Annotated in this window: 19 protein-coding genes; 2 read left to right on the top strand and 17 right to left on the bottom strand. The window is 66.4% G+C overall.

The features are described 5' to 3' along the window. Nucleotides 1-11: 11 nt before the first annotated feature. The 16 genes from ACNFBT_RS12970 to ACNFBT_RS12895 form a co-directional block, all read right to left on the bottom strand. The gene (locus tag ACNFBT_RS12970) at nt 12-491 is read right to left on the bottom strand and encodes a DUF2846 domain-containing protein (RefSeq protein WP_416749880.1); all 480 of its coding nucleotides are present in this window, start codon (nt 489-491) and stop codon (nt 12-14) included. 174 nt (nt 492-665) lie between these two features. Further along, nucleotides 666-1,172 (bottom strand): GNAT family N-acetyltransferase, encoded by a 507-nt coding sequence (locus ACNFBT_RS12965; protein WP_416749878.1) that lies wholly within the window; start codon nt 1,170-1,172, stop codon nt 666-668. A gap of 188 nt (nt 1,173-1,360) precedes the next feature. Beyond that, complete coding sequence (locus ACNFBT_RS12960) at nt 1,361-1,813, bottom strand: GNAT family N-acetyltransferase (protein WP_416749876.1); 453 nt, start codon at nt 1,811-1,813, stop codon at nt 1,361-1,363. 98 nt (nt 1,814-1,911) lie between these two features. Further along, nucleotides 1,912-2,505, bottom strand: a complete 594-nt coding sequence (locus ACNFBT_RS12955; RefSeq protein WP_416749874.1) for a MarC family protein — start codon at nt 2,503-2,505, stop codon at nt 1,912-1,914. Nucleotides 2,506-2,713: 208 nt separating this feature from the next. Continuing rightward, nucleotides 2,714-5,482, bottom strand: coding sequence for a response regulator (locus ACNFBT_RS12950; protein ID WP_416749872.1), 2,769 nt, complete (start codon nt 5,480-5,482; stop codon nt 2,714-2,716). A gap of 164 nt (nt 5,483-5,646) precedes the next feature. Then, nucleotides 5,647-6,936 carry a phosphoribosylamine--glycine ligase gene (gene purD, locus ACNFBT_RS12945; RefSeq protein ID WP_416749870.1) on the bottom strand — a complete coding sequence of 430 codons (1,290 nt, stop codon included), beginning with the start codon at nt 6,934-6,936 and terminating at the stop codon, nt 5,647-5,649. A gap of 249 nt (nt 6,937-7,185) precedes the next feature. Beyond that, a complete protein-coding gene (gene purH, locus ACNFBT_RS12940) occupies nt 7,186-8,787 on the bottom strand; it encodes a bifunctional phosphoribosylaminoimidazolecarboxamide formyltransferase/IMP cyclohydrolase (protein WP_416749868.1) in 1,602 nt (533 codons plus the stop codon). 87 nt (nt 8,788-8,874) lie between these two features. Beyond that, nucleotides 8,875-9,195 carry a DNA-binding transcriptional regulator Fis gene (gene fis, locus ACNFBT_RS12935; RefSeq protein ID WP_275608834.1) on the bottom strand — a complete coding sequence of 107 codons (321 nt, stop codon included), beginning with the start codon at nt 9,193-9,195 and terminating at the stop codon, nt 8,875-8,877. Beyond that, entirely contained in the window at nt 9,192-10,199 is a 1,008-nt protein-coding gene (gene dusB / locus ACNFBT_RS12930; protein WP_416749865.1) for a tRNA dihydrouridine synthase DusB, read from the bottom strand. The genes fis and dusB overlap by 4 nt, the downstream gene beginning before the upstream one ends. Nucleotides 10,200-10,422: 223 nt before the next feature. Beyond that, entirely contained in the window at nt 10,423-12,006 is a 1,584-nt protein-coding gene (locus ACNFBT_RS12925) for a DUF3426 domain-containing protein (RefSeq protein WP_416749863.1), read from the bottom strand. A 59-nt stretch (nt 12,007-12,065) separates the two neighbouring features. Then, nucleotides 12,066-12,944, bottom strand: coding sequence for a 50S ribosomal protein L11 methyltransferase (gene prmA / locus ACNFBT_RS12920; RefSeq protein ID WP_416749862.1), 879 nt, complete (start codon nt 12,942-12,944; stop codon nt 12,066-12,068). 190 nt (nt 12,945-13,134) lie between these two features. Further along, the gene (gene accC / locus ACNFBT_RS12915; protein ID WP_416749860.1) at nt 13,135-14,484 is read right to left on the bottom strand and encodes an acetyl-CoA carboxylase biotin carboxylase subunit; all 1,350 of its coding nucleotides are present in this window, start codon (nt 14,482-14,484) and stop codon (nt 13,135-13,137) included. Nucleotides 14,485-14,501: 17 nt separating this feature from the next. Beyond that, nucleotides 14,502-14,972, bottom strand: coding sequence for an acetyl-CoA carboxylase biotin carboxyl carrier protein (gene accB, locus ACNFBT_RS12910; protein ID WP_416749858.1), 471 nt, complete (start codon nt 14,970-14,972; stop codon nt 14,502-14,504). Nucleotides 14,973-14,996: 24 nt separating this feature from the next. After that, nucleotides 14,997-15,440 (bottom strand): type II 3-dehydroquinate dehydratase, encoded by a 444-nt coding sequence (gene aroQ, locus ACNFBT_RS12905; protein WP_015479055.1) that lies wholly within the window; start codon nt 15,438-15,440, stop codon nt 14,997-14,999. Between the two features lie 156 nt (nt 15,441-15,596). Then, nucleotides 15,597-17,459: a protein-disulfide reductase DsbD gene (locus tag ACNFBT_RS12900; protein WP_416749855.1), complete on the bottom strand. Its 1,863-nt coding sequence runs from the start codon at nt 17,457-17,459 to the stop codon at nt 15,597-15,599. 133 nt (nt 17,460-17,592) lie between these two features. Then, nucleotides 17,593-18,513, bottom strand: coding sequence for a LysR family transcriptional regulator (locus ACNFBT_RS12895; protein WP_416749853.1), 921 nt, complete (start codon nt 18,511-18,513; stop codon nt 17,593-17,595). Between the two features lie 110 nt (nt 18,514-18,623). On the opposite strand from ACNFBT_RS12895, the gene ACNFBT_RS12890 reads away from it, so the two are divergent. Together ACNFBT_RS12890 and speB are read left to right on the top strand one after the other, a co-directional pair. Beyond that, the gene (locus tag ACNFBT_RS12890) at nt 18,624-19,709 is read left to right on the top strand and encodes a polyamine ABC transporter substrate-binding protein (protein WP_416749851.1); all 1,086 of its coding nucleotides are present in this window, start codon (nt 18,624-18,626) and stop codon (nt 19,707-19,709) included. Nucleotides 19,710-19,864: 155 nt separating this feature from the next. Then, complete coding sequence (gene speB / locus ACNFBT_RS12885; protein WP_416749849.1) at nt 19,865-20,827, top strand: agmatinase; 963 nt, start codon at nt 19,865-19,867, stop codon at nt 20,825-20,827. A gap of 173 nt (nt 20,828-21,000) precedes the next feature. Here the strand turns inward: speB and ACNFBT_RS12880 are convergent, their stop codons facing one another. Beyond that, complete coding sequence (locus ACNFBT_RS12880) at nt 21,001-21,588, bottom strand: methyl-accepting chemotaxis protein (protein WP_416750110.1); 588 nt, start codon at nt 21,586-21,588, stop codon at nt 21,001-21,003. Nucleotides 21,589-22,365: the final 777 nt, after the last annotated feature.

The raw sequence follows: 22,365 nt of genomic DNA, 5'->3' as shown, positions 1-22,365 counted from the left end.
GCGAGCCTACTTCAGGGAAGACGCGGGACACGGTTATCGATGTACATGCATTCCTTGATCTCTGCGATTCCCGCTTGCTCCCCTACCTGCGAGAGATTCGAACTGACTGAGGTGGCAAGTGCGGACTTGGTAGGGAAGAACATCATGCCGCCACCAAGGCGCAGGTAGTACACCTCGCCATTCTTCACGTTAAGCGTGCCGTTCGCATTGAGTGGGAAAAGATCGATCGCCCATTTCGTGGCAATCTTGTGACTGCCTTCTGGGAGATAGAAATAGGTGAAGCTGGTGTTCTTGATCTCGCTGACTTCCTGATCATCGATATAGAGCGTCGGGCTTCGCCAGAACGGCGGTATTCCCTTTCGATAGACATAGACCAATGCGGCGTCGCTTCTGGGGCTTACCTGTTCCTTGAACGATTCGCCGCTGTGTAGCGTGGTACAGGCCGCCTGCAGGAACATGGCAAGTAGCAGGATTATTCGGGCGATGGGCATCTCAGCAATCCGTTGCAAGTGGGAGGGCGGAGCCTAATGGTATCCCCCGACTAGTTAAAGGCGAATTTTCTGCTGCAAACGCGTTTATCTCGGGTTGAGATATTTCGCTGGATCATTGCCCATAGGCCCGCTGGCTCGTCCCTGAGTCCTTGGCCGGTCGCTGCGCGCCAGCAATCACGGCGCGCTTCGCGCATCGAGGGCCAACTGCATGAACGTCAGGTCCAGCCAGCGCCCGAACTTCTGGCCTACCTGCGGCATCTGCCCGGTGGTGACGAAGCCGATGCGTTCGTGCAGGCGGATCGATGCCGCGTTGCCGCTCTCGATCGCCGCGACCATCACGTGCAGCCCCTGGCCCCGGGCGCGCTCCACCAGTGCCTCCAGCAGTTGCACGCCCAGTCCCTTGCCGCGCTGGTCGGCGCGCACGTAGACCGAGTGCTCCACCGTTTCGCGGAAGCCATCGAAGGCCCGCCAGGGGCCGTAGCTGGCGTAGCCCACTACTTCGCCGCCGTCTTCGGCGACCAGCACCGGGAAGCCTTGCTGGTTGCGATGCTCCAGCCAGGCGCGGCGGTTTTCCAGGTCGATGGCGACCTCGTTCCAGATGGCGGTGGTGTTGAGCACGGCGTCGTTGTAGATGTCGCGCAGACTGCCGAGGTCGGCTTGGCTGGCGTCGCGGATGAGCATGGGGCGGGTCCTTCAGGGTAGGGGGTCGGCTGGCACAGGATGGATGCCTGTCACGGAGCAATAGCCGTGCCGGACGCTCCGGGATAGTGCGCGTTGGCCGTAGAGGCTGCGCTGGCGGCGGCTACGCGATGCCGGGCGTGTCCGGTCGGGGGGCGTCCATGCGGGCGCTGCACCTGTCTGGTGCGTGGTCAGTCCAGATCCTTGCGCATGTACACCCGGTGGAAACCGTTCTCCAGACGCCGCGCGTACTCGCGGTAGCCGTTCTTTGCGTAGAGCTCGATGTTCTGCAGCATTCGCTCATTGGTGTAGAGGTACAGCGAGCGGTAGCCCAGTTGCGCGGCCTCCTCCTCGGCGCGGAGCATCAGGCGGCGGCCGATACCCTGGCCGGCGCACTCGGGCAGCACGGCGATATTATCGAGGAGAAAGCCTTCGGTGGTTTCGCGGGTCACCAGCAGCCCGACGGGATTGCCGTCCTGCTCGGCGATCAGCACCCGGGCCTCGGCGATGATCTGGTGGTAGTCGTCCAGCATCGGCCCTGGCTTGCGGCCGATCAGCGGAATCCACTGGGCATAGGCAGCGGCTACGCAGACTGCGGCGAAGCCGGCATCGTCGGCGACGGCGGGGCGCAGAGTGAGGGGCATGGCGAACTCCAGCGGGGCGAACGAGTCCGGCAGCTTGCCACTCCCGGCCGCAGCTCACCAGTGACAGGTCGTCTCGCCCGCGCCCCTCTGGGGGAAGGTCATTGCGGAATGAAGTAGCCGCGCACGCCGGTCATGATGATTTGTGCCGCCAGGGCGCAGACGAACAGCCCCATCAGCCGGCTGACGATCTGCAGGCCCTGCTCGCCGAGGATCTTTTCGATCTTGTCGGAGAGGTAGAGCGTAATGCCCAGCGTCAGGCAGGCGAGGAAGATCGCCGCGATCGCCAGCAGCTTGTTCTCCCATTCCTGGTTCACCCCCATGACCAGCAGGGCGCCGATGGTGCCAGGGCCGACGGTGATCGGAATGGTCAGCGGGACGATGGTGACGTCCTGCTGCACGTTGTCGCTTTGCACTGTCGAGCGGCCCTGGGCCATGCCCAGCGCGGAGATGAACAGCACGCTGCCGGCGCCGATGCGGAAGGCGTCGGCGGTGATGCCGAACAGGGTGAAGATGTAGCGTCCGAACAGGTACAGCAGCACGCTGGCGATCAATGCCGCCAGGGCTACGCGCCAGGCCATCTGCTTGCGGTCGCGCGGACCGAAACCACGGCTCAGGCTGATGAAGCAGGACAGCACGAAGAAGGGGCTGTAGAGCACCAGCATCTTCAGGTACACGCTGGACAACACATGCATGGGGGAAACTCGTCCGGGTTGAGAGGTCTCACGCGCCAGGGCGTGGCTGGGCACAGCATAGCGGGTGGGGCGGTGCGGGAGAAATGCTCGGGTTACGGAGAGTACCCGTAGGAGCGAGCTTGCTCGCGAACCAGCCCCCGCAGCGGAGTCTGTTCGCGAGCAAGGACTGGGCGTCCCCGCGGTCCTACGAAAAGCCGAAAGGCGGGGTTCAGGACGGCAGCGCGTCGCTCTGCTGGCGCAGCCGGCGATCACGCTCGCCGACCCAGTAGGCCACCAGCTCGCGCAGCTGCGACAGCTCCACCGGCTTGGCCATGTGGCCGTCCATGCCGACCAGCCGCGCGCGTTCCTTGTGCTCGCTGAGGATGTGCGCGGTGAGCGCCACCACCGGGGTGTGCGGGCGCTGCTCGGTGGCTTCCCAGGCGCGCAGGCGTTCGGTGGCGGAGAAGCCGTCGAGCACCGGCATCTCGCAGTCCATCAGCACCAGGTCGTACTGCTTGGCTTTCATCGCGGCCAGGGCTTCCTCGCCGTTGCTGGCGGTGTCCGGCTGCAGGTTGAGCTTGCTCAGCATGCCGCGGATGACCTTGGTGGAGATGCTGTTGTCCTCGGCCACCAGGATGCGGAAGTCGCTCGGCGGCGTCGCGGGCGCAGGCTCGGTGCTGGCCTGCAGGTAGTTGCTCACGCCGCTGGGACCACGTTGCCCGAGTTCCTCGGCGAGGGTCGCCTTGAGGGTGTAGCCCGCCACCGGCTTGGCGAGGATGCGCTTGATCCCGGCGTTGCGGGCGATGATCTTGCTCGGCGCATTGCTGATGCCGGTGAGCATGATCAGCAGGATGTCGTGGTTGAGGTTGGGGTCTTCCTGGATCTTGGTCGCCAGCTGCATGCCGGTCATGCCGGGCATGTCGTGGTCCAGCAGGACCACGTCGAAGTACTCGCGCAGGTGAGCCTTGGTGCGCAGCTGCGCCAGCGCTTCCTTGCCGGAGGATACGGCGCTGACGTTCATGCCCCAGGCGCTGCACTGTTGCACCACCACCTTGCGGCAGGTCTGGTTGTCGTCCACCACCAGCAGGCGCGCGCCCTGCAGCGGGCTGTCGAGGTCGGCGTTGGGCTGCTGCAGCTGCTGCGGGTCCAGCGGCAGGCTAAGCCAGAGCAGGTTTCCGGCGCCTTCGCTGCCGTCGCCGCTCTCTATTCCGCTTTCAATTCCAAAGTCGCCGGACATCAGGCGGATCAGCTGGCGCGCGATGATCAGCCCGAGGCGGCTGCTCAGGCGGGTGGCGGAGAGGAAGTCGCGGCTGTGCAGCTCTGCGGTGAGCAGGGCCTGGCGATCCTCGCTGTCCAGCGGGCGGCCGCTGTCCTGCACGGCGATGCGCAGGCGCGGGCGATCCGGCGGGCCGTCGAGCGCGACCACCAGCAGGATCTCGCCTTCGTCGGTCTGCTTGAAGGCATTGTCCAGCAGGCTGAGCACGGCCTGGCGCAGGCGCGTGGGGTCGCCGCTGACGATGCGCGGCACCTTCGGCTGGGTGAAGCTGATCAGCTCGACCCGCTGCTGTTCGGCCTTGGCGCGGAAGATCGCCAGGCAGTCCTCGATCAGCGCGCCGAGGTCGAACTGCACTTCGTCCAGCTCGATCTGCCCGGACTCCAGCTTGGAGATATCGAGGATCTCGTTGATCAGCGCCAGCAGCTCGTTGCCGGCGCTGTGGATGGTCTGTACGTAGTCACGCTGCTTGGCCGACAGCGGGGTGCCGAGCAGCAGCTCGGTCATGCCCAGCACGCCGTTCATGGGGGTGCGGATCTCGTGGCTGATCTTCGCCAGGAAGTCGCCCTTGGCCTTGAGTTCGGCAACGCTGGCGGCGCGCTGGCGGCTGGCGGCGAACTGCTCGTTCTGCAGTTTCCGCTGGCGCTCGGCAAGGGCGATGCTGAGCAGGAAGCCAACCAGTGCACTGAGCCCGAGCAGGCCGCTGCCCAGCCATTCGGCGCGGGTCGGCAGGTAGCCCAGCAGCGAGGGCAGGCTCAGGCACCAGATCAGGACGAAGAGGCCCATGCCCACGGCGAACAGGCGGGCGGGCTGGTAGGAATGGGTCCAGTAGTAGAGCGCCACCGAAAGCATGCCCAGGGTGACCAGGGTGATCAGGCCGTAGACCAGGTCGCTGATGGGGAAGGCGAGCAGGAGGTGGAGCGCGGCGCCCAGCACCAGCAGCCCGGCGGTGCCGCCCAGCAGCAACCGCTTGAGCGGCAGGCGCGGGGTGAGGTCGCGGAAGAAGCTGGCGGTATAGCCCAGGGCGCAGAACAGCGTCAGCACCAGGCTGAGCTGGGCGGTCAACGGCTGCCAGGATTGGTGCGCGCCGTACCAGGGACTGAGCAGGCCGAACAGGGTGAGGCAGGCCAGCAGCAGGCTGGCGTGCACGCCGGCGAGCCACAGGCCGCTGGCGACGCGGGTGTAGGCGAAGCGCACGAGGTTGTAGACCAGCAGCATGGCGAGACAGCCGATGAGGATGCCGAAATGCAGCGGGCGTTGTTCGTTACTCGGTTGGCTGGCGTCTTCGATGCTGATGTTTGGCCGCAGCGGCTGGCTGGAGGCCAGGCGCAGGTATAGGTCGATAGGTTCGGCGGCATTGCGTAGCGGCAGGACGATGTCGCTGTTCAGCAGGGGGCGCTGCAGTGGCGAAAGGTTGCCGGCGCTCTTCTGCTCCAGCACCTGCTGGCCGTGGACGATGAAGAGTTCGAGGCTGTCCAGGCTGGGGGCGAAAAGGCGCAGCTGCTGGGGCGATTCGCTGACGGGCAGGCGGTAGTGCAGCCAGGTGGCGCCGGGGCCGGCGGGGGCGTGCAGGTCGTTGATGTCGAGCGGGCTGAAGAGGGTGCTGTAGCGCGGGGAGAGGATGTCCTGCAACTGCAGGCGGGCGTCGCTGTCGTGGAGTTGTGACCAGCCGGGGTCCTGGCTTGCCGCAATGGCTGGAACACAGACCAGAGCGGCCAGCAGCAAGCTGACGAGGAGTCCTGTGGCAGTCCAGAGCCGGCGCACGGCGAAGTCCCTTCGGTAGTGAGTGGCCCGATTATAGCCAAGTGCGCAAAAGGCCGTAATCCACACGGGCACGCGGGGATGGGTGGCCGGAGGCGTCGCGATGGAACGCCTCCGGCAACGGGGCATCAGCCCTCGCCACGCTCGCGGGCGATGGCGCGGTAGCCGATGTCCTTGCGGTAGAAGCAGCCGTTCCAGCGGATCTTTTCCGCCAGGCGGTAGGCCTGCTCCTGGGCCGAAGACACGCTCGGGCCGATGGCGGTGGCGCACAGCACGCGGCCGCCGCTGGTGACGACCTGGCCGTCCTTCAGCGTGGTACCGGCGTGGAACACCTTGCCGTCGAGCTTGGCGGCTTCGTCCAGACCCTCGATGACGTCACCCTTGGCGTAGTCGCCCGGGTAGCCGCCTGCGGCCAGTACGACGCCTACGGTGGGGCGCGGGTCCCAGGTGGCTTCGACCTTGTCCAGCGCCTTGGCCAGGGCGGCCTCGACCAGCAGGACCAGGGACGATTCCAGGCGGACCATGATCGGCTGGGTTTCCGGGTCGCCGAAGCGGCAGTTGAACTCGATGACCTTCGGCGCGCCGCTCTTGTCGATCATCAGGCCGGCATAGAGGAAGCCGGTGTAGACGTTGCCTTCCTCGGCCATGCCGCGCACGGTCGGGTAGATCACTTCGTCCATCACCCGCTTGTGCACGTCGGCAGTTACGACCGGAGCCGGGGAGTAAGCGCCCATGCCGCCGGTGTTCGGGCCGGTATCGGCGTCGCCGACGCGCTTGTGGTCCTGGCTGGTGGCCATGGGCAGCACGTTCTGGCCGTCGACCATGACGATGAAGCTGGCTTCCTCGCCGTCGAGGAACTCCTCGATCACCACGCGCGAACCAGCGTCACCGAAGGCGTTGCCGGCGAGCATGTCGCGCACGGCGTCTTCGGCTTCGGCCAGGGTCATGGCGACGATCACGCCCTTGCCCGCGGCCAGGCCGTCGGCCTTGATCACGATGGGCGCGCCTTTCTCTTTCAGGTAGGCCAGCGCCGGCTCGACTTCGGTGAAGTTCTGGTAGTCGGCGGTGGGGATCTTGTGGCGCGCGAGGAAGTCCTTGGTGAAGGCCTTGGAACCTTCCAGCTGGGCGGCCCCGGCGGTGGGGCCGAAGATGTCCAGGCCGCGGGAGCGGAACAGGTCGACTACGCCTTTGACCAGCGGGGCTTCGGGGCCGACGATGGTCAGCTGCACGTTCTTCGCGGCGAAATCGGCCAGTTCTTCCAGGGCCAGCACGTCGATGGCGACGTTTTCGCACTTGGCTTCGGTGGCAGTGCCGGCGTTGCCCGGCGCGACGAAGACCTTCTGCACGCGCGAATCCTGCGCGACCTTCCAGGCCAGCGCGTGCTCGCGACCGCCGCTGCCGATGATGAGTACGTTCATTGGAGATCTCCTGAACAGTTCCGGACCTGCCGGATTCCCGGGTATCGCTTCGCTCGCGGAGCGCCGCCCGACCCAGGCTACGAATTCTCACGATCAGTCCGCTCTTCACGAACCAATCTCAAGGGGCGCAATCGGGCCTGCAGATGCAAGGCGCCCGGTCCTTCACCCAGCGGAGTTGCCTTCTGGCAATGAGCATGGGGGAAGGGCCGGGCAACGCCGCAGATGCGGGGCCGAGTGCGCCCTAACCGCTTAGTGGCGGAAGTGACGCATGCCGGTGAACACCATCGCGATTCCAGCTTCGTCGGCGGCCGCGATGACTTCGTTGTCGCGCATCGAACCACCCGGCTGGATCACCGCGGTGATACCGGCCTTGGCGGCGTTGTCGATGCCGTCGCGGAACGGGAAGAAGGCGTCGGAAGCCATGACTGCACCCTTCACTTCCAGGCCTGCGTGCTCGGCCTTGATGGCGGCGATGCGGGCGGAGTTCACGCGGCTCATCTGGCCGGCGCCGACACCGACGGTCTGGCGGTTCTTGGCGTAGACGATGGCGTTGGACTTGACGAACTTGGCGACTTTCCAGGCGAAGATCAGGTCGTGGATTTCCTGCTCGCTCGGGGCGCGCTGGGTGACGATCTTCAGGTCATCGGCGGTGATCATGCCGATGTCGCGGCTCTGTACCAGCAGGCCGCCGTTGACGCGCTTGAAGTCCCAGCCAGCGGGACGCTCGGCCGGCCACTCGCCGCATTCCAGCAGGCGTACGTTGGCCTTGGCGGCGACCACGGCACGGGCGGCGTCGGAGACTTTCGGGGCGATGATGACTTCGACGAACTGGCGCTCGACGATGGCCTGGGCGGTCTCGCCGTCCAGCTCGCGGTTGAAGGCGATGATGCCGCCGAAGGCCGATTCGGTGTCGGTGGCGTAGGCCAGGTCATAGGCCTTGCGGATGCCGCCTTCGTTTTCCGGAACCACGGCCACGCCGCACGGGTTGGCGTGCTTGACGATGACGCAGGCCGGCTTGACGAAGCTCTTCACGCACTCCAGCGCGGCGTCGGTGTCGGCCACGTTGTTGAACGACAGTTCCTTGCCCTGCAGCTGGATGGCGGTGGAGACGCTGGCCTCGCCGCCCTCGACATAGAACGCCGCGCTCTGGTGCGGGTTCTCGCCGTAGCGCATGTCCTGGGCCTTGATGAACTGGCTGTTGAAGGTGCGCGGGAACTGCAGGCGGTTCTCGGTGGACAGCGTCTCGGCGTCCTGGTCGATGGTGCCCAGGTAGTTGGCGATCATGCCGTCGTAGGCGGAGGTGTGCTCGAACGCCTTGAGGGCCAGGTTGAAGCGCTGGGCGTAGGTCAGGCCGCCGTCCTTCAGGGCCGCGATGACGCCTTCGTAGTCGGTGGAGTTGACCACGATGGCGACGTCCTTGTGGTTCTTCGCCGCGCTGCGGACCATGGTCGGGCCGCCGATGTCGATGTTCTCGATGGCGTCCGGCAGGGTGCAGCCGGGCTTGGCCACGGTGGCGGCGAAGGGGTAGAGGTTGACCGCAACCAGGTCGATCGGCTTGATGCCGTGCTCTTCCATCACTGCGCCGTCGATGTCGCGACGGCCGAGGATGCCGCCGTGGACTTTCGGGTGCAGGGTCTTCACGCGGCCGTCCATCATTTCCGGGAAGCCGGTGTAGTCGGCCACTTCCACGGCGGCGATGCCGTTGTCCTTGAGCAGCTTGTAGGTGCCGCCGGTGGAAAGGATCTCCACGCCAAGGGCTACCAGCTCACGGGCGAAATCGACGACGCCGGTCTTGTCGGAAACGCTGATCAGCGCACGGCGGACGGGCAGGCGGGTGGTTTGGTCGGTCATAACGGCTTCCACAAAGGCTTCGGGCTTTTCGCGTGTCAGGCGAGGGCCCGGCAGACCTTGCGGTCGCGGGCTCGCGCCTGCCACCTGTCAGAGAAGATCGTACTGCTTGAGTTTCTTGCGCAGGGTCCCGCGGTTCAGCCCCAGCAGTTCGGAGGCTTTGGTCTGGTTACCCTTCACGTAGTTCATGACGGTTTCCAGCAGCGGCGCTTCGACTTCGCAAAGCACCATGTTGTACACGTCCGTGACCGGCTGCCCTTCGAGATGGGCGAAATAGTTGTGCAGTGCCTTCTCCACGCTGTCGCGGAGGGTCTGGCCCTCCTGCGTCGGAGTGGTCAGGTGCTGCTTAAGGTTGGTGTTGTCGCTCACGGGTGTCATTCCACTCACTAATGTCTCGGTCATCGTTGTCATGCGGCCACCCCTTCTCCGTTATTGTGGCGCTCGGCGAAGAACTGCCTGACGCTGGCGCTTTGTGCATCCGTGTCCTGCAAACGATTGAACTGGGTGCGGAACTCCGCCGCGCCCGGCAGGGTGGCGAGGTACCAACCCACGTGCTTGCGGGCAATTCGCACACCCATGTCTTCCCCATAAAACGCATGCAATGCAGCGAGGTGTTCGAGCAGGATGCTCTCCACCTCGTGCAGACTCGGCGCCGGCAATGTCTCGCCGGTGCCCAGGTAATGATCGATCTCGCGGAAGATCCAGGGCCTGCCCTGGGCGGCGCGGCCGATCAGCAGGGCGTCCACCCCGGTCAGCTCGAGCACCTGCCGTGCCTTCTGCGGCGAATCGATATCACCGTTGGCGAAGACCGGAATGGAAACCGCCTGCTTGATTGCAGCGATGGTTTCGTACTCCGCTTCGCCGGTGTAGAGGTCGGCGCGGGTCCTGCCGTGCACCGCCAGCGCCTGGATCCCCGACTGTTCGGCGATCCGTGCCACCGTCACGCCGTTCTTGTTCGACCGGTCCCAACCGGTGCGAATCTTCAGGGTGACGGGAACCTCTACTGCCGCGACCACCGCCTCGAGGATGTCGGCCACCAGCCGTTCATCCTTCATCAGCGCGGAGCCCGCGGCCTTGTTGCACACCTTCTTTGCCGGGCAGCCCATGTTGATGTCGATGATCTGGGCGCCGAGCTCCACGTTGCACCGGGCGGCTTCCGCGAGCATCTGCGGGTCGCCGCCGGCGATCTGCACCGAACGCGGCTGATCTTCATTGTCGTGCTGCAGGCGCAGGCGCGACTTGCGGCTATTCCACAGGCGGACGTCGCTGGTGACCATTTCCGAGACCACCATGCCGGCGCCGAGGCGGCGGCACAGTTGGCGGAACGGACGATCGGTGACGCCGGCCATCGGGGCCAGGATCAGTCTGTTGGGCAGTGTGTAGGAGCCGATGCGTACCACCGACCTGAGTTCCATGGTTAATGGGGCGGGAACACCTCAGGCGCCGCGCGCTGTAAAACTCGCGGGTGCGTTTCGGGGCCTGCCACCGGTGCTAGCAAAAAAGGGAGGGCATGATACCCGCTCTCGGTGACCGGATAAAGGCGAATTTGGATAAATTCTGAACAGCTCGAGGCTTATCACCCAGGGTAGGAAGACGAGCGGAACTGGCGCCGGACGGCCTTCTGGGCTACTCGCCGGATTATTCCGGCGAGTGGAAGCTCAGACTGTAGTTCACTGCCTTCGGACCCGGGTCGAGGATGTCCAGGGAAATGTGGATCGGCGTCTGCGGCGGCATTTCGCTCTGCCCGGCCAGCTCGCCCGAGAGGTATTCGCTGGGCTTGAAGCGGCGGCTGGCGATCAGTTGGCCGTTCAGGTCGGCGAAGCGCATTTCCAGCAGCGGGAAAGGCTGCGAGAAGCTGGCGCGGTTGTAGATGATCGCGTCGACCACCAGGGCGCCGCTGAAGTCCGGATGGCTGCGCACCACCAGGTTGCTGCTGCGGATTTGCTCCACGTCCACCTTGGAGGGCAGGGTGCAGCCCAGTTCCGGGCAGGCCTGGGCGAACCAGGGACGGTACTGGTCCTGGCGGGCCAGTTCCTCGAAATGGTAGGCGATGTACTGCCCGGCCAGGCCGATCAGGGCGAGCAGGATCAGCAGCAGCCAGAACAGGCGGCGACCCCAGCGGCGCTTGGGTTTCTGCCAGTCCAGTTGCAGCGGCTCGTCGCTCAGGTCCTGCAGGCCGTCGCCGCGCAGTTCGGGTTCGGCGCGGCCGCCGTCGGCACGCGGGTCGGTGGCGGGTTCGTCGTCGCAGTCTTCCTCGGCGTCCTCGGGCTCGTCGTCGTCGCGGCGGGCGCTGAAGGCGGGCAGACTTTCCTCGTCGTCCACGGCGCTGAGTGGCGCCGGGGTGATCCGGGGTTCTTCGTCGAGTTCTTCTTCGGGCGCTTCCTCGGGCTCCTGGTCGGCCACGAGGCGAGCGCTGGGCGCGGGTTCTTCCGGTTCCTCGGTCGGCAACTGGCCGAGGCTGGGCTCCTGGCGGGCGGCGCGATTGCCGTTGGGTTGTTCCGCCTGCAGCAGGACCTCGGCCCAGCGTTCGTCGTGCGGGTCGCGCTGCTCTTCCTGCTGGACCTGCAGGGCCTCGCTGGGGGCGGGAGCGCGATCGATGCTGAGGAATTCCTGGGACAGCTCGAACTCGTCCAGCTTGGCCAGCTCTTCATCGAGGTTGAGGCTGTCCAGGTCCAGGTCGTCATGAATCCACAGTGTTTCTTCTTTCTTCGCGGCGGCCTTGGCTGGCTCATCGGGGGCTGGCGCCGGCGTTGCCGCTACCGGGGTGGCGACTGCTGCAGGTGCCGGCTCGGGCTCCGGCAGGATGGCCGGTTTGGCTTCCACCTTGGGCTCGGGGATGGCGGGCTTTTCCGCGACATCACTGGAGTGCCGTGCGGCATGAGGTGCCAGCGGCCAACCGAGGGTTGCCGTGCCGGGGGCGGGCGATGGTTGCGGCTTTCCCGGAACGACAGCGGCAGGCGCGGGGGCCGGGGGCGCCGGCTCTACCATGGGCTTGGGTGCCGGCACGGGCTCTGGCTCGGGCTTCGGCGCAGCGACGGGGGGCGGAACCACGGTCGTCAGGGTCGGAGCCGATGCCGGCTCGTCCAGCATGTTCTGCGGGGCGTTGAACACCTTCAGGCAGGTTCCGCAGCGCACAGCACCGCTGGCCGCGCCCAGTTGCGCCGAGTTGACGCGGAAGCGGGTCTGGCAATGGGGGCACTGTGTGATGAAGCTGTCGCTCATGCGGCGGTCCGGCGGAAAAACAAACGGTTAGTCTAACCCAAGCCCCTTGCGGCGGGCAGTCAGCGGCGGCGACCCGTGATGCGGATCCAGCCTTCCTGCTCGGCGGTGGGGTCGAGTTCGAAGGCTCCGGCATAGGCCGCGCGCACTTCCTCGGCCTGTTCGGCGAGGATGCCCGAGAGGGCCAGCCGGCCACCGGATCTGACCAGTCCGGTGAGCTGCTCTGCCAATGTGACCAGCGGACCGGCCAGAATGTTCGCCACCAGCACGTCCGCCGGCTCCTTTGGCAGATCAGCGGGCAGGTAGACGGGGAACCTGGCCGGGTCGATGCCGTTGCGCGAGGCGTTGTCGCGCGAGGCTTCCAGCGCCTGCGGGTCGATGTCGGTGCCGGCGGCGCGTTCGGCGCCCAGCAGCAGTGCGGCGATGGCGAGGATGCCCGAGCCGCAGCCGAAGTCCAGCACGTACTGGCCGGCCAGCTCCTGGCCATCCAGCCACTGCAGGCAGAGCGAGGTGGTCGGGTGGGTGCCGGTGCCGAAGGCCAGGCCCGGGTCAAGCAGCAGGTTCACCGCGTCCGGCTCCGGTGCGTCGTGCCAGCTGGGGACGATCCACAGGCGGCGGCCGAAGCGCATCGGCTTGAAGTTGTCCATCCAGCTGCGTTCCCAGTCCTGGTCCTCGATGCGCTCGATCTGGTACTGCGGCAGCTCGCCGCCGGTCAGCAGGGACAGGTGTGCGATGAGCGCGGTCTCGTCGGTGTCGGCCTCGAACAGGGCGAGCAGGTGGGTGTGGCTCCAGAGCGGGGTGGTGCCCAGGTCCGGCTCGAAGATCGGCTGGTCTTCGGCGTCCATGAAGGTCACCGAGACGGCGCCGACTTCCAGCAGCGCGTCCTCATAGGTTTCCGCCTGTTCCGGGGTGATGGCGAGTCGAACTTGAAGCCAGGGCATGGGCGGTACCTCGATGGTGCTGGACGTTGCTGCTCGAAAGAAAACGGGCCGCTTGGACGGCCCGCAGATAAAGGCGGCAAGCTTACTGCACGGCACCTTGCCATGCCAGCGTGCGGGGGCCGCAAAGCACAAGGGCCGCCCGGAGGCAGCCCTTGTGGTGGAGCGAGAAAGGCAGACTTTCGACAAGCGTTTAGTGCTTGTCCATGCCCAGCTTCTTCTCCAGGTAGTGGATGTTCACGCCACCCTTGCAGAACTCTTTGTCGCGGACCAGATCCTTGTGCAGCTCGGTATTGGTCTTGATGCCATCGACGATCAGCTCGTCCAGGGCATTGCGCATGCGCGCCAGAGCTTCATCGCGGTCCTTGCCGTAGGCGATGACCTTGCCCACCAGCGAGTCGTAGTTCGGCGGTACGGCGTAGCCGCTGTACAGGTGCGAATCCACACGCACGCCGTTGCCGCCCGGCGCATGGAAGTGCTTCACCTTGCCGGGGCTCGGCATGAAGGTCTTCGGGTCTTCGGCGTTGATCCGGCATTCCAGCGCATGGCCACGGATGACCACGTCTTCCTGGCGGATCGACAGCTTGTTGCCCGAGGCGATGCTGAGCATCTCCTTGACGATGTCGATACCGGTGACCATCTCCGACACCGGATGCTCCACCTGCACGCGGGTGTTCATCTCGATGAAGTAGAAGCGGCCGTTCTCGTAGAGGAACTCGAAGGTGCCGGCGCCACGGTAGCCGATTTCCACGCAGGCCTGGACGCAGCGGGCCAGCACTTCGGCGCGGGCCTTCTCGTCGATGCCCGGGGCTGGGGCTTCTTCCAGCACCTTCTGGTGACGGCGCTGCAGGGAGCAGTCGCGGTCGCCCAGGTGGATGGCGTTGCCCTGGCCGTCGGAGAGAACCTGGACTTCCACGTGACGCGGGTTGGTCAGGAACTTCTCCAGGTAGACCATCGAGTTGCCGAAGGCCGCGCCCGCTTCGGTGCGGGTCAGCTTGGCGGACTTGATCAGGTCTTCCTCGTTGTGCACGACGCGCATGCCGCGACCACCACCGCCGCCGGCGGCCTTGATGATCACCGGGTAGCCAACCTCGCGGGCGATCGCCAGCGCGGTCTCTTCGTCTTCCGGCAGCGGGCCGTCGGAGCCCGGTACGGTCGGAACGCCGGCTTTCTTCATGGCGTCCTTGGCGGACACCTTGTCGCCCATCAGGCGGATGACATCGGCGCTCGGGCCGATGAAGGTGAAGCCCGAGCGCTCGACCTGCTCGGCGAAGTCAGCGTTTTCGGCGAGGAAACCGTAGCCGGGGTGGATACCCACGGCGCCGGTGACCTCGGCCGCGGCGATGATCGCCGGGATGTGCAGGTAGGACTGCGCAGCCGGGGCCGGACCGATGCAGACCGCTTCGTCGGCCAGCGACAGGTGCATCAGCTCGCGGTCGGCGGTCGAGTGCACGGCCACTGTCTTGATGCCCAGCTCCTTGCACGCACGCAGGATGCGCAGCGCGATTTCGCCGCGGTTGGCGATCAGTACTTTTTCCAACATCGCAGGTTCCCCGCGGCTTAGACGATGGTGAACAGGGGCTGGTCGAACTCGACCGGCTGGCCGTTCTCCACGAGGATCTGACTGATCACGCCGCTGGTCTCAGCCTCGATGTGGTTCATCATCTTCATGGCTTCGACGATGCACAGGATGTCGCCTTTCTTCACACTCTGGCCGACTTCGACGAAGTTGGCGGAAGTCGGCGAGGCTGCGCGGTAGAAGGTGCCGACCATCGGCGAGCGCACGGCGTTGCCGTTGAGCGCCTGAGCAGCCGGAGCGGCTTCGGCAGCCGGAGCGGGAGCTACGGCAGCGGCCGGAGCGGCTGCGGCAGGGGCCGGAGCGTAGGCCGGGGCGGCGGCGTAGATCGGCTGCGCAGCGCTCTTGCTGTGGCGGCTGATGCGTACGGACTCTTCGCCCTCTTTGATTTCCAGCTCGTCGATACCGGATTCTTCGAGCAGTTCGATCAGTTTCTTGACTTTACGGATGTCCATCAGTGTTCGCACTCCCAGGTGAGGTCACGGGCGTTCAAGTTGTTCAAGGGCGGACTCCAGGGCCAGGCGATAGCCTGTGGCTCCCAGGCCGCAGATCACCCCTACCGCCACGTCGGAGAAGTAGGAGTGATGCCGGAAAGGTTCGCGTTTGTGCACGTTGGAAAGGTGCACTTCGATGAATGGGATGCTCACTGCGAGCAATGCGTCACGTAGGGCGACACTTGTATGCGTGAACGCGGCCGGATTGATGAGGATGAAGTCCACGCCTTCGTTGCGCGCGGCGTGGATCCGGTCGATCAATTCGTACTCGGCGTTGCTCTGCAGGTGCATCAGGTGGTGGCCGGCCTCGCGGGCGCGGCGCTCCAGGTCCTGGTTGATCTGCTCGAGGGTGACGGAGCCGTACTTGTCGGGCTCGCGGGTGCCCAGCAGGTTGAGGTTGGGCCCGTGCAGTACCAGTAAGGTCGCCATCTGGATGCTCTTGTCCTTCTCTTAGGCGGAAAAAGATAGGGCGGGACTATGCCGGAAAGCCTGCGTGACTGTCCAGTCATGCAGGTTTTGCCGTAGATGTCGGCATGTTGCCAGCCGATTACGGCAAAACTATTGCAGTGCGAGGGGCTGGATCACTCAGCTGCGCGAAGTGGCCTGGCGCAAGCGTTCGGCGAGGGTGGCCGCGTCCGTCTCGCCGATGATGCGCAGATCGCTCCATTCGTCGCCTTTTGCCGAGAAGAACAGCATGGCCGGCGGGCCGAACAGGTTGAAGCGGTCGAGCAGGGCGCGCTGTTCCTCGGTGCTGGCGGTCATGTCGAAGCGCAGCAGGACGAATCCGGCCAGTTGCGACTGGACCTCCGGGGTCGGCAGTACCTGGCGCTCGATGATCTTGCAGCTGATGCACCAGTCGGCGTACCAGTCCAGCAGCACCGGCCGTCCGGCAGCCTGGGCGCCGGCCAGGGCGGCGTTGAGCTGGGCCGGCGTGGTGATGTTCTGCCAGTCGCCGGGCGTCGAGGTCGGCGGGCCGGCGTGCAGGCCCGGTGTGCTGCGGCCCAGTGGGTGCATCGGGTCGGACTCGCCGCGCAGGGCGCCAGTCCAGGCGACCACCGCATAGACCAGCAACATCAGACCGAGCAGTTGGCCGGCGCGTTGCAGCGGCTTCTTCGGTCCCAGTTCGAGGGTGCCCATGGCGATGGCGACGCCGCCGGCCAGGGTGCCCCAGAGGGTCAGCGCCACCGGGCCGGAAACCAGGCGTTCAAGCATCCAGACGGCCACCGCCAGCAGCATCACGCCGAAGACGTTGCGCACGCCGTTCATCCAGGCGCCGCTCTTGGGCAGCAATGCGCCGCCGCCGACGGCGAAGATCACCAGCGGCGTGCCCATGCCCAAGCCCAGGGAGAACAGCAGCAGGCCGCCTCCCACCGCATCGCCGGTGCTGCTGATATAGAGCAGCAGGCCGGCCAGCGGGGCGGTGACACAGGGCGACACCAGCAGGCTGGAAAGCACGCCCAGGGTCGCCGCGCCGGCGATGGAGCCGCCGCGGGTGTTGTTGGCCATGTTGTCCAGGCGTTCGCGCAGGAAACCCGGCAGGCGCAGTTCGAAGACGCCGAACATGGCAATGGCGAAGACCACAAAGAAGGCCGCGAAAGGCACCAGCACCCAGGGCGATTGCAGCATCGCCTGCAGGTTGAGCTTGGCGCCGAACAGGCCCATCAGGGTGCCGAGCACCGCGTAGCAGGCGGCCATCGGCAGCACGTAGGCCAGCGACAGCGCCAGGCCGCGAGCACCACCGGGGCGGCCGCGCAGGACCACGCCGGAAAGGATCGGCAGCATCGGCAGCACGCAGGGGGTGAAGGTCAGCGCCAGGCCCAGTAGGAAGAAGATCACCAGGGCGCGGCCCAGTTTCTTGATCTTGCCCGGCTCGTGGTCGCCCAGCAGGCTGGCCAGCGGGTTGTCGCCGCTCGCGGCTTTGGCAGCGCTGCCGCTGGCGGACGTTGCGGCAGCGGCGGTGATCACGCTGGCGGCGTGGCCGTCGGCGATCCGCAGGCGGGTGGTTTCCGGCGCGTAGCACAGGCCCTTGTCGGCGCAGCCCTGGTAGCTCACGACCAGGGTGAAGGGTTTGTGCTGCGGGTTGTTCAGCGGCACGTCGAGGTCGGTGATGGCGTAGTAGACGACGGTGTCGCCGAAGTAGTCGTCATGGTGCTGCTTGCCCGGCGGCAGCTTCACCTCGCCCACGGTTACGCCGCTGTCGGCCGGTTCGACCTTGAAACTGAAGCGGTGCTGGTAGAGGTAATAGCCGTCGGCATTGATGAAACGCAGCTTCACCTGCTGGCTGTCGCTGTCCTCGACGCTCAGGCGGAAGGCCTCGGCCACCGGCAAGAAATCGCCCTTGGCGGGTTGCCCGACGGCGAAGCCGCCCTTGTCGGCGGGTTTGTCGAACAGGCCGGCGGAAGCGGGCAGGGCGACGAGGAACAGGAGCAGGGTGAGCAGGCGGCGCATGGACATCTCGCGGACTACGGAATGGCGGGCATGATAGCGGAAAGCTCCCGGCGCGGCCCATGGCACTGCCGGAGGAGCTGTGACAAGAGATGAGCGGACGGTTCGGAACCTGCCGCAGGGTCCGGGTTCCCGTTTATCGGCTGCGTCCATCAGACGCGGGCCGGCCGAAAGCCGCCAGCAGGTCGCTGGCGAAGGCCTGCTCGGCATCGCCGGGGTGGCGGCCACGGTGGCGGGTCAGGCTGAAGGCCACGTCGAAGCCCAGCTCGTCGGGCAACAGCTCGCGCAGCCGGCCGCGCTCCAGCCAGGGCGTGGCGATGTGTCGGGGCAGGTAGCCGAGGTGCGCGCCGGAGAGGATGAAGGCCAGGCTGCCGTCCACCTGCTCGCAGCGCGCGCTGCTGCGGCGGGTCTGCAGCGGTTCGTCGGCGGCGATGAAACGATAGGGGTGGTGCACCTCGTCGGCATCGGCCAGGGACTCGCGGCTGACCGCCGGATCATCGAAGGCCGGGTGGCCGACTCCGCAATACAGGCCCTGGGGCTCGCTGAACAGCGGTACGTGCTCCAGCGCCGCCTGGGTGCCGGCGAAGTAGCCGATGGCCAGGTGCAGGCGGTCCTGCAGCAGCAGGCGTTCCAGCTCGGCGGGCGTGGTGGTCACCAGTTCCAGCGTGACCGCCTCGTTGCGCCGGCGGAAGCGCCGCACTGCCTCGGACAGCTGCGCCAGCACCCGCTCGTCGAGGGCTTCGGACAGGCCGATGCGCACCTCGCCCAGCAGCTTGTCGGCGACCCCATGGGCCTCGTTTCGAAAACCTTCGATGGCGATGAACAGCCGGCGGGTCGCCTGCAGCAGGTGTTCGCCCTTGGGCGTCAGGCGGAAACCGCCCTTGCCGCGTTCGCACAGGCGGTAGCCCAGGCGCGTCTCCAGCTTGGCCATCTGGATGCTGATGCTCGGCTGGCTCAGCCCCAGTTCGCCTTGCGCCGCGCTGAAGCCGCCGCATTCGACCACGGTGACGAACAGGCGCAGCAGTTGCAGGTCGAGGTCGCGCAGTTGGCTGAGCATCGGACATTCCAAATCATTGTCGATGGATAATGCCAAAGTAATTAACTTTGTATTTTTACAAAGTAAAGCCCACGGCATGCTCGCCCCATAACCACAACAATCCCGAGGCGATGATCATGCGTGCGTTCTTCTGGGCCCTTCTGGCGACCCTGGCCTTGCCCCTGCAGGCGCAGGAGCGGGTGCTCAACCTGTACAACTGGGCGGACTATGTCGGCGCCGATGCGCTCAAGCGCTTCCAGGCCGAGACCGGCATCCGCGTGAAGTACGACACCTTCGACAGCGCCGAGGTCCTCGACAGCAAGCTGATGACCGGCGCCAGCGGCTACGACGTGGTGTTCCCCGCCAGCAGCGGCCTGGCCCGGGCGATCCAGGCGAAAGCCGTGCAGCCGGTGGACGACGCGCAGCTGAAGAACTTCGCCAACCTCGACCCGGAGCTGCTGGCCAAGCTCGCGGCCATCGATCCGGGCAACCGTTTCGGCGTGCCTTACACCTGGGGCACCGTCGGGCTGGCCATCAACAAGGACGCGGTGCTCAAGCGCATTCCCGGCGCTCCGCTGGACAGCCTCGACCTGCTGTTCAAGCCCGAGTACGCCAGCCGCCTGGCCGATTGCGGCATCTCGCTGATCGACTCGCCGCAGGAAGTCATCAGCGTCGCGCTGAACTACCTGGGCAAGCCGCCCTACAGCACCGACCCGGCCGACCTCGCCCAGGTCCGCGAGCTGCTGGCCAAGCTGCAGCCCAACGTGCGCTACGTCGCCAGCGGTAAGCACATCAACGACCTGGCCAACGGCACCCTCTGCGTGGCCCTGACCTATACCGGCGACGCCCTGATGGGTGCCGCGCAAGCGAAGCAGGCGAACAAGCCGTTCGAGGTGATCTACCGGATTCCCAAGGAAGGCACGCTGATCTGGTTCGACACCATGGCCATCCCGGCGGATGCGCCGCACCCGCAGGAAGCCCGTGCCTTCATCGACTTCATGCTGCGCCCCGAATCCATCGCCGAGCTGACCAACACCCTGTACTTCGCCAACGCCAACCTCAAGGCCACGCCGCTGCTCACCGCCGAGGTGGCGGGCGATCCGGACATCTACCCGCCGGTGGCCATGCGCCAGAAATTGTTCGGCGAGCAGTTGCTGACCTTGAAGCAGCAGCGCGAGCGGACGCGGCTGTGGTCGGCGTTCCGCACGCGTACCTGACGAGCATTGCGATACGTGCGCTTTCGTAGGGCGCATAACGCGCCAGCGTTATCCGCCGCCCAGAGGCCGGCGGATAACCTGTTCCAGGTTATGCGCCCTACGGAAGTGACCGTCCGGAACATTCGTGATCAACCGATAACACCGATGAGGAAGCCATGGATCAAGCCCACGACAACGACCAGGCCATCACCCGCGACAGCCTTTATGGCACCGCTGCCGAATCCACCTACGCCGGCATCACCAGCTTCATGCGCCGCCGCTACAGCCGCGACCTGCGCGGCGTCGACCTGGTGGTGAGCGGGGTACCCTTCGACACCGCCACCACCAACCGTCCCGGCAGCCGCTTCGGACCGCGCGCCATTCGCGCCGCCTCGGTGCAGATGGCCTGGGCCCGGCACTTCCCCTGGGAGTTCGATCCCTTCGACCACCTGGCGGTGATCGACTATGGCGACTGCTCCTTCGACCACGGCGTGCCGCAGGAAACGCCGGAACTCATCGAGGCCCATGCCGCGCGCATCCTCGACGCCGGCTGCGCGCTGCTGACCCTGGGCGGCGATCACTTCATCAGTTACCCGCTGCTCAAGGCCCACGCGAAGAAACACGGCCCGCTGTCGCTGATCCACTTCGACGCCCACAGCGACACCTGGCCGGACGAGGACTGCCAGCGCATCGACCACGGCACTATGTTCTACCACGCGGCCCGCGAGGGGCTGGTCGCCCCGTCGCGCTCGGTGCAGGTCGGTCTGCGCACCACCAACGACGACGTGATGGGCTTCCAGGTGCTGGACGCCCGCGAGGTGCATCGCAATACGCCGCAGGCCATCGCCGAGCGCATCCGCGCGCGGGTGGGTGACAACCCGGTGTACCTGACCTTCGACATCGACTGCCTTGACCCGGCCTTCGCTCCCGGCACCGGCACGCCGGTCTGCGGCGGGCTGAGCTCGCACCAGGCGCTGGAAATCCTCCGTGCGCTGCGGGGCATCAACCTGGTGGGGATGGACGTGGTGGAAGTGGCGCCGCCCTACGACAACGCCGAGATCACCGCCCTGGCCGGCGCGACCCTGGCGATGGAGATGGTTTGCCTGTACGCGGCGCGGCACAAGCTCGGCGAGCGCTGATCGAGCCCGAGCGTAGGGCGTATAACCGTTCGCGGTTATACGCCGATTCACGGTCCCGACGCCTAGCCGCGAGGTTGGGCCGGGCGCCCGTCCGAGCCGCGTCCTGGCCGAATCCAGTGCGGACGGCGGCCATGGTTAAACGGCGTATAACGTCGAACGTTATACGCCCTACGTCACACTCGGAACGCCCGCACGGCGGTGTGCAACGCACCGCCCAGTTCCTGCAGTTGCTCGCCCTGGCTGCGCCCCTGGCCGATCAGGCGCAGGTTCTCGCTACCCAGTTCGTGGATGCGTTCGCTGTGGGAGCGAATCTCGCTGACCGCGCCGCTTTGCTGCGCGGAGCCCTCGGCGATGCGTTCGGCCATGCTGGCGATGGTGCGGATGGCCTCCACCACCTCGTCCAGCGCGCCCTCGGCGGCGCCGGCCTGGTTGGCGGTGACTTCCGCGTGCTCGACCTGGCTGCGCATTGCGTCCACCGACTGCCGCGCGGCCTGTTGCAGGCGCGCGGTGAGCTGCTGGATTTCTTCCGTGGCGCCGGCGGTGCGCAGGGCCAGCGAGCGTACTTCCTCGGCCACCACGGCAAAGCCTCGGCCTTGTTCGCCGGCACGCGCTGCTTCGATGGCGGCGTTGAGGGCGAGCAGGTTGGTCTGTTCGGCAATGGAGCGGATCACTCCCAGCACATTGCCGATGGTGGCCGATTCCTCGGCCAGGTTCTCGATGGCCTGAGCATTGCTCTGCACTTCATCGACCAGCGCGCGCATGCCGCTCAGGCTATTGCCGATCACCCGCTGACCCTGTTCCACCGCCACGCCAGCGGCCTGGCTGGCCGAAGCCGCCTGGATGGCGTCACCGGCCACCTGCTGGATGGCGGCTTCCATGTGGCCCAGGGCGTCGCGGATTTCCCCGGTGTCGCTGGCCTGGCGCTCGGCGCCGGCGTGCAGGCCGCCGCTGAGTTCGGCCAGGGCGCGGCTGCTGCCGGCCACTTCCTCGGCGCGCTGGTGGATGGTGCCGACCAGGGTGCCGAGGAAATCGCGCAGGCGGTTCAGCGATTCCTGCAGTTCGATCAGGTCGCGGGTGCGGGTGGCCAGGGCGATGGGCTGGGCGAAGTCGCCGCGCGCCCAGGTCGACAGGGCCGGCACCAGTTGGCCGAGCACCCGGGCCAGGCGACGCTGCAGGGTGTCGATGAGCAGCGCGGTGGCGAGGATCAAGGCGATCAGCGCGCCCTGGATCAGCCGCACCTGCGCCTGGATCTTCGAGCGTTCCTCGCGCACCAGCGGCTCCAGGGTCGCCAGGGCCTGCTGCACGGCGCCCAGGCGCTGGGCGGTGGCGTTGGCCAGCTCCTGGCGCTGGGCGATCAACTGGCGGGTGCGGTCCAGTTCATCGGGGTAACGGCGCAGCACGCCGGCCAGGTCGCGCTTGAGGCCGACGCCACGGTCTTCGCTCTGCTGCTCGGCGGCGGGCTGGGTGTCCAGGCCCATCATGGCGGCGAAATCGTCGGAGGCGGAGGCCTGCTGCTGAAGCACGCCGAGCAGGGGCAG

Origin of the sequence: Pseudomonas sp. NY15181, assembly GCF_048068055.1 — a bacterium.
Classification (GTDB): Bacteria; Pseudomonadota; Gammaproteobacteria; order Pseudomonadales; family Pseudomonadaceae; genus Pseudomonas.
Note: the sequence above shows the minus strand (reverse complement) of the source record. Positions and strands in the feature narration are given on the sequence as shown.

What these genes read in the sequence shown, in the direction of transcription:
- ACNFBT_RS12970 (WP_416749880.1), bottom strand. Translation starts at nt 491, where the DNA reads ATGCCCATCGCCCGAATAATCCTGCTACTTGCCATGTTCCTGCAGGCG.
- ACNFBT_RS12965 (WP_416749878.1), bottom strand. Translation starts at nt 1,172, where the DNA reads ATGCTCATCCGCGACGCCAGCCAAGCCGACCTCGGCAGTCTGCGCGAC.
- ACNFBT_RS12960 (WP_416749876.1), bottom strand. Translation starts at nt 1,813, where the DNA reads ATGCCCCTCACTCTGCGCCCCGCCGTCGCCGACGATGCCGGCTTCGCC.
- ACNFBT_RS12955 (WP_416749874.1), bottom strand. Translation starts at nt 2,505, where the DNA reads ATGCATGTGTTGTCCAGCGTGTACCTGAAGATGCTGGTGCTCTACAGC.
- purD (WP_416749870.1), bottom strand. Translation starts at nt 6,936, where the DNA reads ATGAACGTACTCATCATCGGCAGCGGCGGTCGCGAGCACGCGCTGGCC.
- purH (WP_416749868.1), bottom strand. Translation starts at nt 8,787, where the DNA reads ATGACCGACCAAACCACCCGCCTGCCCGTCCGCCGTGCGCTGATCAGC.
- fis (WP_275608834.1), bottom strand. Translation starts at nt 9,195, where the DNA reads ATGACAACGATGACCGAGACATTAGTGAGTGGAATGACACCCGTGAGC.
- dusB (WP_416749865.1), bottom strand. Translation starts at nt 10,199, where the DNA reads ATGGAACTCAGGTCGGTGGTACGCATCGGCTCCTACACACTGCCCAAC.
- ACNFBT_RS12925 (WP_416749863.1), bottom strand. Translation starts at nt 12,006, where the DNA reads ATGAGCGACAGCTTCATCACACAGTGCCCCCATTGCCAGACCCGCTTC.
- prmA (WP_416749862.1), bottom strand. Translation starts at nt 12,944, where the DNA reads ATGCCCTGGCTTCAAGTTCGACTCGCCATCACCCCGGAACAGGCGGAA.
- accC (WP_416749860.1), bottom strand. Translation starts at nt 14,484, where the DNA reads ATGTTGGAAAAAGTACTGATCGCCAACCGCGGCGAAATCGCGCTGCGC.
- accB (WP_416749858.1), bottom strand. Translation starts at nt 14,972, where the DNA reads ATGGACATCCGTAAAGTCAAGAAACTGATCGAACTGCTCGAAGAATCC.
- aroQ (WP_015479055.1), bottom strand. Translation starts at nt 15,440, where the DNA reads ATGGCGACCTTACTGGTACTGCACGGGCCCAACCTCAACCTGCTGGGC.
- ACNFBT_RS12900 (WP_416749855.1), bottom strand. Translation starts at nt 17,459, where the DNA reads ATGCGCCGCCTGCTCACCCTGCTCCTGTTCCTCGTCGCCCTGCCCGCT.
- ACNFBT_RS12895 (WP_416749853.1), bottom strand. Translation starts at nt 18,513, where the DNA reads ATGCTCAGCCAACTGCGCGACCTCGACCTGCAACTGCTGCGCCTGTTC.
- ACNFBT_RS12890 (WP_416749851.1), top strand. Translation starts at nt 18,624, where the DNA reads ATGATCATGCGTGCGTTCTTCTGGGCCCTTCTGGCGACCCTGGCCTTG.
- speB (WP_416749849.1), top strand. Translation starts at nt 19,865, where the DNA reads ATGGATCAAGCCCACGACAACGACCAGGCCATCACCCGCGACAGCCTT.
- ACNFBT_RS12880 (WP_416750110.1), bottom strand. Translation starts at nt 21,588, where the DNA reads ATGCGCGCGCTGGTCGATGAAGTGCAGAGCAATGCTCAGGCCATCGAG.